Genomic DNA, 13,873 nt, shown 5'->3' with positions numbered 1-13,873 from the left:
TTTCGGTTACAAAAATATGCTTTTCATATTTATTATTCAGAACTAAATACTTTTAATGATTCGGAACTGAATTGTAATGTATAATTATTATTGTTAAATGAATTGTTTTTTATATTCATAAAAATCACAGTTTTCGGAAGCTCCGCAACTTCAGCGATATTGAAATTTTCATCAGATACCAATATAACATCAATTGGCTTATCAATTTCTGTGCTGTTGTTTATATAATTAATCTTTCTTTTCTTAACTATATAGGTCTGTCTTGCAATTTCTCTTCTTTCATCATCTTTAATGAAGGTGAAAATCCTTCGGCTTGCCTGCTGAAGCGTGAGTAAAACATCTTTTTGCCCAAAATCATCTGAAAAATGTAAAATGTTTGCATCTTTCGGAATGTGTTTATTCAGTTCGTAGTAAACGGATTTGTTTTGGTTAAAATCTTCCTTCACTTCTTTTACCACTTCATTGTCCTTATATAAATAGCTTAAAAATAATTTTTTCTTAAAGTAATTTTCATCCTCAAGTTCGTTTCTCAGTTTCGCAAATTCTTCTCTGAAATATGCATTAATCTTTTTTGTTCTTTCGGAATAATTTTTTCCTAAGCTTACATCATCTTTGTGAATTCTGTCGCCAACTTTCACCGTGATTGCTCCATCAAAGATGATAAAATCCCCTTTTGGCTGAACTTCAGAATTTCCATGAATATAAACAGGAACGATATCCAACCCGAATTCCTCCGCAATATAAAACGCTCCTTTGTGGAACCTTTTCACATCATTTGTATAAGAACGTTCCGCTTCTGGAAAAACCACCAAAGAATATCCCTGATCTACTTTTTCCTTCAATTGATCCATTCCATTCTCAATTCCCTGGGAAACGGGATAAAAACCTAATGCTCTCACCAGCTTCCCGAAAACCGGAGAATTGTACACCCAGTCGTTCACCAGATAAATAATCTTATGAGTCGTCATTGCCAACGCCAACGTATCAAGAAATGAGGTGTGATTGGCAATAATTACTGCCGGTTTGCTCAGATCTTCATTGGGATTTTTAATGACTCTTTTCTTTACAAATGGATTAGAATATAATACAGAAGTTAAAAATTGAGCTAAAATTAATTTAATGATATTTAATGTTTTGCCTTTAGAATTTTTTACAAAAATGCTTCCAATGGCGGAAAATATCAATCCTCCCAATCCATAATATAAAAATGAAATTACAGAATTTAAAAATAATCTGAACGTAATCGGAGAAAGTCCTTTTTTTGCTCTGTTGGTAATTAATAATCTAAACCAGAACGGATATAATGTCGAGGTAATGATGATCACGGAGAACATTCCGATCAATGCGACCAAAGCTAATGAATGCAAAGCGGGATGTTTGGCAAAAATCAAAGAACCGATGGATAAAATTGTCGTAAAAACTGCCAGAATAATGGATGTTCTGTACGTTGGAAGTTCATTTTTTCCGGTTGTGTGTTCTTTTTGCATTGCCTGCGTAAGGAAAATGCTGAAATCGTCTCCAACCCCGAAAACCAAAGTACAGACTACCGTACTGAAAATATTTAATTCCAGTCCTAAGAAATAGAGAATTCCCGCTGTAACGACTCCCGTTAAAACAATCGGGAACATCGTTAAAACCGTCAGTTCAAAATTTCTGAAGAAGACGATGATCGTTAAAATAATCGCTAAAAGAGAATAATTGATTAATGTATTGAAGTCATTTTTCAACAAACCTAAAAAGTTTTCGTTCATCTGTTGACGATCGATAGCTAAAGCGTCATGGTTCTTTTCAACATCTTTAATGAAAGCGTCTCTTTTTTTATCGTCTACTTTTACCACATTGGAAACCGTGTAAAATCCATTTTCGTGACTTAAAAACTCAGAAATTTGAAGAGCTTTTATTGTTGAGTAGTCTTTTAACGTTAAAGTAGAATAGTTTTTATTCAAATTTTCATTGAACTGATCAAATGCATTATTGTTGAAGCCAAACTGTTTGCCATTTTTAATGAGTTCAGAAATGGTTTGATTCTTTTTATCTGCATCCCAGAATTTTTTCCACTCTTCAATCTTTTTTTGTTGATCTTTTTCAGACAAAACAACATTTCCAAGTGAATTGTAACTTATAATTTTTCCTTCCTTTTTTTCTTTTTCCAAAAACTGGCTCAATTGCGAGTTTCTCGCCAAAGCTTCTTCTTCCGAATTTCCATAAGAAATGGTATAAATCGACTTTGAAGTAATGTCGGAAAGCTTTTGCAGTTTCGCTTCACTGATTTTCAAATCCTTCGGAATATAATTAAGATCGCCAATATCTTCATTAAAACCGACATGTCTAAACCCAAAAAGACAAGCCAAAATAATCACCGAACAGCCGATAATTAAAGGTTTGTTTTTTTCATAAGGATAAGACCCGATTTTATCAATGAAATTTGTGTTGAGGTTTTCCCCTTTTTCCTTTGGTTTGTACAATTGAGGAACAATGATTAAAGCCGTTATAGAAGATAAAATGACTGTAATCGCAGCAAAAAGTCCCAGGTCTTTCAATGCTTCCGAGCGTACAAAAACCAGGCACAGAAATGAAACTGCCGTTGTTGCACTACTTAGAACAATAGGCTGTGTAATTTCTTTGTAAAGCTCTTCAATATTATTGTTGTGCTTATAATGCGTAAGAATGTGAAGCGCATAATCGATCGTAATTCCTATCAGAATAGCTCCGACACTTAATGAAATGGCGGAAATTTTATCTTTAATAAAATATAAGATCAACAAAGCCAATAAAACGGAGAAAACGGTCGGAAGGAAAACGATAAGCGGGGTAAAAACATTCCGGAAATAATAGATTAGGATCAGTAAAAGCACCGTCATCGAAATAATGACCGTATTCTGAATATCTTTTTTAATCTGCTGAGCATTCGCAACCGCAATCACGTGAGAACCGAAATAGCTGATTTCCGTCTTACCTTTGAACTGTTTGTTGATGCTGTCTTTTATTTCATTTAATTGATTGACAAATAGTTCGTTATTTTTGGTGTCGTTACTTTTATTTTTCGGATCGATGAAAAGCAGAAGATTTCTCCCGTCTTTGGTAACGATGTAGTTGTCTTCCAGTTTAAAATCTTTGCTGATATTTAAAGCGTTAAGTTTTTTAATGCCTAAAAATGTAATTCCAAGCGGATCTTTTTTAATGAATTCTTTCGTAACCAAACTTGTTGGCGAAACCAAAGAAACATAATTACTTTCAACCTGTTTGGCAATGCTGTCTTTTTGAAGTTTCCTTTCAATTTCTTTGTAATCGTTTTCATTTAAGAATAAAGGAAGATTTTGATTCACAAAATCGAAGGTTTCTGAAATTTCATTATCATTTATTTTTCCCTGAACGGAGCCAATATATTTCTGTAAAGGTTCAATTTTGGCTAAAAAAGTATCGGCAGTTTCTGAAAGCTGAAAATTTTCTTCTCCGGATTTGTTTTCAATAATCACGATGATCTTATCTGAAAAGTTGAGCTGCTTCAGAACTTTTGCGGTAAGATCCGACTTTTCGTTTTTAGGGATAATCTGATTGATATCTTCCTCAAAATTAATTTTTGAAGCAAAAAATCCGCACAAAACAGCAATTCCGACTGCAAAAAGTACAGACAGAAGTTTGTTTTTAGAAATCAGATAATACAGAAATATGAAAAACCGATGCATTGAGTTGTAAAATCAAGTTTGCAAATTTAATTTTTTCATTATTAGTTCAAAATGTTTTAACAATAAGTTTTCACTGAAAATCAATAAAATATTTAGTCTAAATCAAAAAAAAATATACTTTTGCAAAAGTTCCCGATTGATGAAATACATTTTAAAACAAAATTACCTAAGTAAAAAGCTTAGATTTTGATATGTTTAAAATATCTGATGAAAAAATAAACGGATTTTTATTTGTAATAATTCTTCCTTTCTTGCTGTTCTTTATGTCCTATTACGGATTTGAGACTTCTTACGTAGTCGGCATCAAAGCGTGGGAAAAAGCGCCTGATTTTATGTTTTCATCCGTATACGCTTATCGCGTCATTCCCAACTATCTGAGTGTGCATGTAACGGATACCGTAACTTTTGTTGTGGATAATTATCTATCTTTTGCAAAAAGTTTTCTTTTGAAACAGGGCTCTTTGTTCTACCACAGTACTTTTCTTATCAATGTTTTCTTTTTTATTCTGACGTCCATTGTTTTGAATAGGATTTTAACACTAAAACCTGTGGAGCTTGTTGCCAATCTGAAGGTGAGAAGAATGGTTCATCTCATTGCTGTGTTTTTTATTGTGATCCTGCAGTATGTTCCTACAAACTGCGATTGTATTGCGATATTTTTTTATGTGTGGGGAATGTTTTTTACCCTGCAATATTCACGGCACAGGAAACCGACAGATCTCATAGGGTTGAGCATCATTATTTTTATTTCCACTTTCATCAGGGAAACAGCCTGTCTCAACATTGCTTTTTTTGCAGCTGTTTTTATTGATTTTGAAAATTTAAAGAAAAGGAATTTCGCTTTTGTAAAAGAAATCATCTTTTTGGTCATCGCTTTTATACTTCCATACATCGGATTAAGATTAATTATTCAGCAGCACGCTTCTTTTGTGGAAGGAATTTATTTAATTAAAAATTTTACAAGTCCTTACAATCTGATAGGGCTCTTATTTGGAATATTAAGTATTTATTTCAGTTACAGCTTTTCAGATGAGGTTGGGAGAGCAATGATCATTAAATATTTATTTTTCTCTGCGCCTTATCTTATTATGATTACTTTAGTGGGGCTTTTCTGGGAAACCAGATTGTTTATGCCATTGATTCTTACGGGAGTTGTGATGGCGTCTTATCAGTTTAAAAAACATTATATCTAAGGAATGCACTTATTACATCCATACTACATCATTGCAATTATCTATATGCTGATTTTCAGTTACCAGGAAGTTTTTCATGGTAAGGTTGAAAAAAAGTCACTTTGGATTTTGGGAGTATACCTAATGGTCATCGCCGGATTGCGCGATCAGGTAGGGCCGGATTACGGAAGCTACCGTGGTATCTATGTGTATTCTGATACAAAACTCTATATTTCTATCATTATGAAGGCGCTGGGAATGCAGGGGCCGCAACCTATGGAGGTTGAATGGTTGTATGTGTTCATCAATAAGATATTGCTCAACATTTTTAATGCACCTTTTTATATTCTCACTTTTGTCATTGCCATTCTTGCGGTTTACTTTAAAGTGGAATACACACGGGAAAATACCTTTTATCCTTTTACTTTTATGCTTTTCATGTTTATCCCTGGGTTTTTTATCGGGGAAAGCGGACAGATTAGGCAGAATCTGGCATCTTTTATAGCTTATTTCGGGATAAAATATATTAAAGAAAGAAAACTTATAGCTTATTTGATATGTATATACTTGGCGGCAGGCATACATACTGTTTGTTGGGCTTTTTTACCCATGTACTGGCTGGTAAGGATACCGTTGAATAAGTTTGTCATGCTTTCATTAATCATTACTTCTATATTGTTGTCGCCTTTCGAGGTATATCGTGTTTTTGGAAGCTGGATGGCAAGTATTGCTTCCGACAGTACGGTAGCGTTGGGTCTGAACGGATATATGGATGAATCTGTCGAAAGGTTAAACGGAGCGATAGGAATTCCCGAAGTCATGATGGCTATTCTTACTTTTTTCCTTTTTGCATTCGATGAGAAGATGAAGGAGAAATTTCCATACTACGAATATCACAGGGCATATGTGGTAATAGGAATCTGTTTTTACTTTATTTTCAGAAACAACCCGATTTTTGCTTCAAGGCTGGCGGGAGCGTTTATTGGTTTTGCTTATATTATCATTCCTAATGCAATGTATGTAGTTTCGGCAAACACCAAGAAGATGATTTATTCATTCGTTATTGCACTTACGATTTTCAACTTCGTTGTATTTTCTAGTTTTAGGAATATTGTTGCCGGTAGGTTTACCTGGGAACTGTATCAAAATCATATTTTACCTTAACGAAAAGGTATGGAATATAAAAAAAGCAGCATTTGGAAATGTTGCTTTTTTATTTGTTATTTATGAAATCTATTAACAAATATCTGATTATTAAAATTAATTCAAATTAAAGCAGGTAATAACGGGTTATTAAAAAAATACTGTACTTTCGCACTGCCTGCGTTTTGAAATGGATTTTATTTATACATAATTCAAATATGTTGCTTGATTTATTATTTTTGTCGGCTCGTTTTAGAATTATATACAAAATAAATTGATTTTTTTTAATAAGGGTTTAAATGTTGTACTTCTCGTAAAACATCACAAAGTCATGATATGAAAAAGTCAGTTACAAATTTAGTGGCAATAATAGGTTGCCTGATTGTGCAAGGAATTTATGCCAGGGAAACTGCCGGTATAAAGAGAAATGAGGAGATTGAAGCATCAAATAAAAAAATATCTGACTCTTTGATTAAATCCTCAGTAAATAGTAGCAATGCATCTTTGTCTAAAGCGATGGTGGTTGATTGGACAAAAGCTCCCAACAGTTATATTTTTGATCCGGGGCAAAATAGTAATGGCCTTTACATCCCGGTGAGAAAGGCATATGCCATGTGGGAACAGGATAAATTTCTTGGGGCTGCGCCAATTCCCAACGGAAAGATTACGGCGGATGTTCTCTGGGAAGATGTGCATGGGCTGATAAAATCCGGAGGCGGATATGCCTTGGAAGTAGTGGATTCCGGGCAAAATGCAAAAATTAAAGTTCCTGTAAATAAAGCTAAAAAAGGAAATGCTGTTATTGCATTCAGAATCGATGGAGAGATTTACTGGTCATGGCATATATGGGTGACAGACGATCCGTCCAACGGTTCCAAATACAAAAGTTATCCGAATGTAACAAGAGAACGGGCTGATGGTACGGTGGAAGTAATTCCGGATACCGATTGGGGTTGGATGGACAGGAATCTGGGCTCGGTGGAGAGCTCCATCACAGCAAATGAATGGAATAGAAACGGCGGTTTATTATATCAATGGGGAAGAAAAGATCCTATTCCTCCTTTGGTATACAAAGGAAATGATTTTTACGAAGTTTCAGGATCTATAGGCCGAATAAGACACCGGGGAGCAAAAAACTTTACAGGGGCTACCAATTTTGATAACCTGAGACGGTTTGTTCCGGTTTCCAGTGCTACGTTTGCCAATAATTTAAGACTTTCTGTAAAAAATCCGGCGAGTTTGATCTATGTAAATAAAGACGATAATTCCGGAATTGCTTATTATAACAATAATGCTAATCTGATCGTCAATTGGTTTGGCAAAATGCCGGGACTGAATGACAGTCAGTTGCCCGAGCTTAATCTTTGGTCGGATAATTCACAGGGGAAAATTAATGCTAATTATAATTCTGATGCCGCATCACAGCCTTACCGAAGCAAATCCCCTTACGATCCTTGTCCGAACGGATGGAGAATCCCGTCAGCATTAGTCGCTAATTTGGCATCGTCAACGTATGTGGATGATATCAGGGTTGATTATTCTCCTTTCGGGGTAAGAACCAATATGGCTAAAAATGTTTTTGAAGCGAATAACTATCATAAAATAAAGCCAACGAATGCCGGAGTACCAAGTTTTATGACCAATTTTAAACTGTATCCGAATTTTGGATTTGATTTATCCAATGCGGGTGGCTTTAATATGGGCATTTTTCCGGGAACAGGAGCTATTGTTTTCAATGCTCACCAGGGTCAATATACCGATCAGCATCAGACAACTTTATGGACGGCTACTATGGCAAGGCATTTTGATGCAACTCCCGCTGTGAGTGCAAGATCATTATTTCTTATTCCTGATAAGATACAGCCCGATGTTTCGGATCCAAATTATCCGACTGTCCAGGGAAGATATTGGTATTTTCCTCTGGGAAGTAATTCGACAACCGATGCCGCAGGCTGCAGATGTATAAAAGATCCTTTGTATGTAGTTAACGATTATGATTTTCCTACAGAATATCTAACTGCTGAAACAGAATATGTTGAAGGTCTTAATAACCCCAATACATATCAGATCGTAAAAAGTACATCCCCAACAGTTGTCAGTATTCCGGTAAGTAAAGCTTTTGCGGTACAAAGCCAACTTTTAAACAACAAAGAAATTTTAAATACAGTTAATTTTAATAATCTTAAAGCCAATATTCTCTGGACAACCAATACTAACTTAATCAATAATGTAGCTGTTGTTAATCCATCGCCAAGTTCTTTGGGAGCCATTTCATCTTCAAGAATTTCTGTTACGGTAAATCCTAATCAAAGTGGAAATGCGGTGGTCACTCTTCATAACGGAAGTGTTTCCAATCCGGTGTATTGGTCATGGCATATTTGGGTTACTGATAATGCAGTTGGGTCCTACAACTATACTACCGAATTGCCGATTTCTTCGGTAACGAATTATGTGAATTATGTTCCAAAAGCAGACAATGTTTTCCAGACCGAATTTATGGATAGAAACCTTGGAGCTACTGACACCTTTCCTGTTGTGGCAAATCCGTTGACTCCTACGGTTGCAGAATTGGCAAGAATTAAGGCTTCCACAGGTCTTCACTATCAATGGGGAAGAAAAGATCCACTTCCTGTTTTCCAATACGCAGATGACCGGGCTTCATATCCTGTTTATTTGGGAAGTGTGACGGCGAGCGGAACGACTACTTACACCACGCTTTCCAACGCGGCTTATAATGATTTGGGAGGAAGCTATATTGTGCCTTACAATACTTATTCTAACTCTGCCAATGCGAATGTTCAGGCAGGAGATAAAGTTTCGGACAAGGTTGCCAAAGTTTTATCCTATTCGGTAAGAAATCCTTTGGTGTATATGATTCCGAGTAGTTTTGCACCTTACAACAGCGCAGTGCCTGCTTATACGAATGGAACCGACTGGCTGGCAAACGAGCCGAACCTGGCACTTGACCGATGGGGAAGAGGTGGTAAAAAATCACCTTTCGATCCTTGTCCTGAAGGATGGAGAATTCCTGATCTTACGGGCGTGGCTATTATTTCCGGAAAAGATTTCGGGTTGACACCGTGGTATAAAAAAGATAAAAATGTAGCCACCTCATACAGTATTATTAATGATTATTTAGGGCAGAGAGTGAGAAGAAGTGCTTCTGCAAGCTATACCATCGGATATATTTTCAATGATCCGTCTTACAGAATCGGGAATTATCCGAATTCGGGATCCCGAGGGTTCAGAAGTGTAATGACAAATCAGACAGCTACTGGAACTTTTAATTTTATAAATTATCAATATCCGGGTGTATGGACGGCTGCATTAAATTCAAACTATATCGGAAGACCTATCAATATCTTATTTGATGCTGCTTCTACGGCTAACAGAATGATTGCTTTTCATGATAATAATGATCCTTATTTCGGAATGAGCTGCCGTTGTGCGAAAATTAAATATGATGCCAACGGAAATGAAGAAGGGGTAATTCCGAAACTTCAGATTACATCGCTTCCGGCGGCTGCACCTTCTGCAGTTTTAAAAGCAGGTGATGTTCAGAATGTAGAAAAAGACGAGATTACGTTCTTCCCGAATCCTGTGAAAAACGAATTGCATATTCAGACCAAAGATAGCAGAGAAGGATATTTTTATCAGGTTTACAATATGTCCGGACAACTGGTGAAAACAGGGAAGTTTGAAAACGGTAAAACGGATCTTTCTTCTTTAATTTCAGGAGTATATCTGTTAAGAATTAATGATTCAAAGGAAATGGTAAAAATTATCAAGGAATAAGAGAGAAATTTAATAAATAGCTAAAGAGAAATAAGACGGCAATTGAGTTAAAATCATTATTTTTGAATGCTAAAATGATGACAACAGACCGAAAGCTGTTTTGTTTCTCTTTTTTTTTGTTCCAAACTTTTCAAACAGATTATGACGTTAGACAAGGTTCTACAATACTTAAATATCAAAATTTTAATCTATTTTATTATTGCGGTAACCGCTGTTTATACCTTACTATTCACTTATTATTATAATCTGAAAGACGATGGGTATATTTTAGCCGATTGGTTAATCAATTATCAGGATGGCGGTTTCAAAAGAAGAGGTCTGTCCGGAAGTTTCTTTTTTCTTCTACAAGATCTTACTCACATCAGGCTCAATTATCTCGTCTATTTTTTCCAGTTTTTAATTATTTCAGGATTTTTCTGGCTCTACACAAAACTGATTCGTTATAAAGTCACAGATTTACTTTATTTATCCCTTTTGTTATCATCAATAGGCTTTGTCGGGCTTTTAAATACGGTGACTTATGTTGGGAAAAAAGAATTTATTGTTTTTCTTCTTTTCACTTGGTTTGTTTATCTGTTGGATAATGATAAACTTTCAAAAAATAAAGAATTTCTTTTCTGTATTGCACTTTGTGTAACGACTTTTTTGCATGAAGTGGTTTTGTTTTATGTTCCCTATTTTGCTATCGCTTTATATTTAAAAACAGGAAAATTCGAATTTAAAAGATATATTAAATATTTTCTTTCCGTAGGAATTCCTACACTTCTGATTTTAAAATTCGGGAAAAATGTCAATGAAGGGATGTCTTTGCAGATTCTTGCAGATCGAGGCGTTCATCCTACATACGGAATTTTTTATTGGAGTATTAATGAAAGAGATTACATCAAAGAACATTTAAATGAGTATCTTTTGTATTTCATCAGTTTAGGATTAAGTGCTTTACATTTAGCTTATTATTTAAAATATCTAAATAACCGAAAGGTGATATCTATTTTATTAACAGGAGCATTTTTATTCTCATTGCCGTTATTTTATCTGGCAATCGATTGGGGAAGGTGGATGTATATTCACATGATGCTTATCATCGTTTTATTTGGATTATTATTGAAGAAAGGCAGCACTGCGACTGTATTTGAACGTATTGTTATCAACAAAAAATTTTACATTACTTTATTCATTATTATATTCTCCTTACTGTATAGAGTGGAGATGTCCGGAAAAGGCTTTACTTTCGAGGGAATTCTGTACAGAGTATTCGTTGCGCCTATTGAATTATTAAATAAAATGTAATTCGAAAAAACTATCTAATAAAAAAACTTTACTTTTGCAAAAATTTTTAGAATGTCGAAAAATTTAGTAATCGTCGAGTCACCGGCAAAAGCAAAAACTATTCAGAAGTATTTAGGTAAGGATTTCGAAGTGAAATCCAGTTTCGGGCATATCCGGGATTTGCCTAAAAAAGGAATGGGGATTGATTTGGCGACCTTCAGCCCGGATTACGAAGTTTCTGCCGACAAAAAGAAATTGGTAACAGAACTGAAAGCCGCTGTGAAAAAAGCCGAAATGGTTTGGTTGGCTTCCGATGAAGACCGCGAAGGTGAGGCTATTGCATGGCACTTGGCGGAAGAACTGAAATTGAAGCCGGAAAACAGAAAAAGAATCGTTTTCCACGAGATTACTAAAAATGCCATTCTAAAATCTATTGAAAATCCCAGAGATATTGATCAAAACTTAGTCAATGCCCAACAGGCAAGAAGAGTTTTAGACAGAATTGTTGGTTTCGAAATGTCTCCAGTGCTTTGGAAAAAAGTAAAGCCGGGATTATCTGCTGGTAGAGTGCAGTCGGTTGCCGTAAGATTAATTGTTGAAAGAGAAAAGGAAATCCGTGAGTTCATTCCGAAAGCAAGTTTCAAACTGGACGGAGTTTTCTTAAATAAAGCTGAACAGGAAATTTCAGCAAAGCTTAAAAAAGATTTCGACAAAGAAGAAGACGCAGAGAAATTCTTAGAATTATCAAAAACAACAGAATTCAAAGTTCTGAATGTTGAAACAAAACCTGGAACGCGCTCTGCATCTGCACCTTTTACAACATCTACGTTACAACAGGAAGCATCTTCAAGGTTAGGATATAATGTAACCAACACCATGCGTCTTGCACAAAGATTGTACGAAGAAGGGTACATTACCTATATGAGAACAGACTCGGTAAACCTTTCTCAAGAAGCAATTGAAGGTGCAAAAAAACAAATCATCTCAGAATACGGTGCGGAATATTCTTCGCCAAGAAATTATACCACAAAATCAGCCTCTGCACAGGAAGCTCACGAGGCGATTCGTCCGACTGATTTTGCAGTAACCAGCATTGGAGATGCTCAATTAAATAGATTGTACCAATTAATTTATAGAAGAACATTGGCTTCTCAGATGGCAAACGCTAAAATTGAGAAGACTGTTATTGAAATTGGTAATGCAAAACTTCCTCAGCATTTCGAAGCGCAAGGGGAGGTTATCATTTTTGATGGTTTCTTAAAGGCTTATGGAATCGTAAAAACAGAAGATGATGATGAGGAAAATAATGAAAAACTACTTCCGAAAGTAAAAGTTGGAGAAATTTTAGACTATAAAAAAATTACGGCAACAGAAAAATTCACAAGACCGAGCGCGAGATATACGGAAGCAGGTTTGGTAAGAAAGCTTGAAGAATTGGGAATTGGTCGTCCATCGACTTATGCGCCGACCATTCAGACGATCCAAAATCGTGAATATGTTGATAAAAGAGAAATCGATTCACAAACTCGTGAGATCGTGAAAATGTCTCTGGTAAAAGATAAAATTAAAAAAGAAGTCCTTGAAGAGAAATTCGGAGGGGATAAAAATAAATTCGTTCCTACGGACACGGGTGAGGTTGTAAGCGATTTCTTGACAGATAATTTTAAAGAGATCTTAGATTACGGTTTCACGGCAAGAGTGGAAGGCAGTTTCGACGAAATTGCCAACGGTGAACAGAAGTGGAAGGAAATGATGACGGATTTCTACTCAAAATTCCACCCGAGAATTCAGGATGTAGAAGAGCATGCAGAAAGAGCAACCGGAGACAGGCTTTTGGGTGTTGATCCTAAAACAGGTAAGAACGTTCACGCAAGAATCGGAAGATTCGGAGCGATGATCCAGATCGGTGAAACGGATGATGAAGAAAAACCGATTTTTGCTTCATTAATGGCCGGACAAAATATTGCAACGATTACTTTTGAAGAAGCGTTGGAATTATTCAAGCTTCCATTTGATTTGAATGAAGTAGACGGACAAGCTGTTTCAGTGGGGGTTGGAAGATTTGGACCTTATGTGAAATGGGGTGAAACGTACATCAGTATTCCGAAAGGTGAAGATCCGCTTTCAGTTGATCAAAAACGTGCGGAAGAAATCATCAACGAAAAGAAATTGGCAGATGCGCCGATCGCAAATTACAAAGGTGAACCCATTACAAAGGGAACAGGAAGATTTGGTCCCTTTATTAAGTATCAAAGTATTTTTATTAATGTCCCTAAAAAATATAACTTCGAAAATCTTTCTCAAAGCGACATCAATGAATTGGTGGAAGCTAAATTGGAAAAAGAGGCCAACCGTTATATTCAACAATGGGAAGCTGAAAAAATCTCAATTGAAAATGCAAGATGGGGTCCTATCGTGAAACATGGAAAGAATATTTATAAAATTCCAAAGAAAAAAGACGATACAAAATACGAAAGCGAAGAGCTGAAAGAAATTTCTCTCGATGAGGTTAAAAAATGGATTACAGATCAGGATCCGAAAGCTTTTGCAGAGAAGAAAAAACCTGCTGCGAAGAAAGCTACTACGGCTAAAAAGGTAACGACGAAAGCAAAGAAGCCTGCAGCAAAGAAATAAATAATCATTTTTAAAAAGATATGAGCACAGATATAATCTGTGCTTTTTTCATTACTTCCAGAAGTTTATAAATAAATTTTTTATCCCTTAAAAATTTAAGATTAAAAAAATGTGTATCGGCATGAAATTTGAAAAGGATATTTGTAATCTAAATATAACACCAATAAGTATATT

General features: G+C 35.5%; 6 protein-coding genes. 5 read left to right on the top strand and 1 reads right to left on the bottom strand.

The genetic code is table 11. The features are described 5' to 3' along the window. Positions 1 to 32: 32 nt before the first annotated feature. Positions 33 to 3,686, bottom strand: a complete 3,654-nt coding sequence (locus BUA89_RS12300) for an MMPL family transporter (protein WP_072958093.1) — start codon at positions 3,684 to 3,686, stop codon at positions 33 to 35. Between the two features lie 191 nt (positions 3,687 to 3,877). On the opposite strand from BUA89_RS12300, the gene BUA89_RS12295 reads away from it, so the two are divergent. The 5 genes from BUA89_RS12295 to topA all read left to right on the top strand — a co-directional run bounded on the left by BUA89_RS12295 (position 3,878) and on the right by topA (position 13,699). Then, on the top strand, positions 3,878 to 4,879 hold the full coding sequence (locus tag BUA89_RS12295; protein WP_072958089.1) for a hypothetical protein: 1,002 nt from the start codon (positions 3,878 to 3,880) through the stop codon (positions 4,877 to 4,879). A 3-nt stretch (positions 4,880 to 4,882) separates the two neighbouring features. Then, the gene (locus tag BUA89_RS12290) at positions 4,883 to 6,022 is read left to right on the top strand and encodes an EpsG family protein (RefSeq protein WP_072958086.1); all 1,140 of its coding nucleotides are present in this window, start codon (positions 4,883 to 4,885) and stop codon (positions 6,020 to 6,022) included. Between the two features lie 315 nt (positions 6,023 to 6,337). After that, entirely contained in the window at positions 6,338 to 9,796 is a 3,459-nt protein-coding gene (locus BUA89_RS12285) for a T9SS type A sorting domain-containing protein (protein WP_083531674.1), read from the top strand. Between the two features lie 141 nt (positions 9,797 to 9,937). Next, positions 9,938 to 11,086, top strand: coding sequence for a hypothetical protein (locus BUA89_RS12280; RefSeq protein WP_072958082.1), 1,149 nt, complete (start codon positions 9,938 to 9,940; stop codon positions 11,084 to 11,086). A gap of 51 nt (positions 11,087 to 11,137) precedes the next feature. Next, entirely contained in the window at positions 11,138 to 13,699 is a 2,562-nt protein-coding gene (gene topA, locus BUA89_RS12275) for a type I DNA topoisomerase (protein ID WP_072958079.1), read from the top strand. Positions 13,700 to 13,873 lie beyond the last annotated feature (174 nt).

The organism is Chryseobacterium arachidis, assembly GCF_900129245.1.
Classification (GTDB): domain Bacteria; phylum Bacteroidota; class Bacteroidia; order Flavobacteriales; family Weeksellaceae; genus Chryseobacterium; species Chryseobacterium arachidis.
Note: the sequence above shows the minus strand (reverse complement) of the source record. Positions and strands in the feature narration are given on the sequence as shown.

Bases quoted from the DNA above. Each gene is read 5' to 3' on its own strand.
- BUA89_RS12300 (WP_072958093.1), bottom strand. From the start codon at position 3,686: ATGCATCGGTTTTTCATATTTCTGTATTATCTGATTTCTAAAAACAAA.
- BUA89_RS12295 (WP_072958089.1), top strand. From the start codon at position 3,878: ATGTTTAAAATATCTGATGAAAAAATAAACGGATTTTTATTTGTAATA.
- BUA89_RS12290 (WP_072958086.1), top strand. From the start codon at position 4,883: ATGCACTTATTACATCCATACTACATCATTGCAATTATCTATATGCTG.
- BUA89_RS12285 (WP_083531674.1), top strand. From the start codon at position 6,338: ATGAAAAAGTCAGTTACAAATTTAGTGGCAATAATAGGTTGCCTGATT.
- BUA89_RS12280 (WP_072958082.1), top strand. From the start codon at position 9,938: ATGACGTTAGACAAGGTTCTACAATACTTAAATATCAAAATTTTAATC.
- topA (WP_072958079.1), top strand. From the start codon at position 11,138: ATGTCGAAAAATTTAGTAATCGTCGAGTCACCGGCAAAAGCAAAAACT.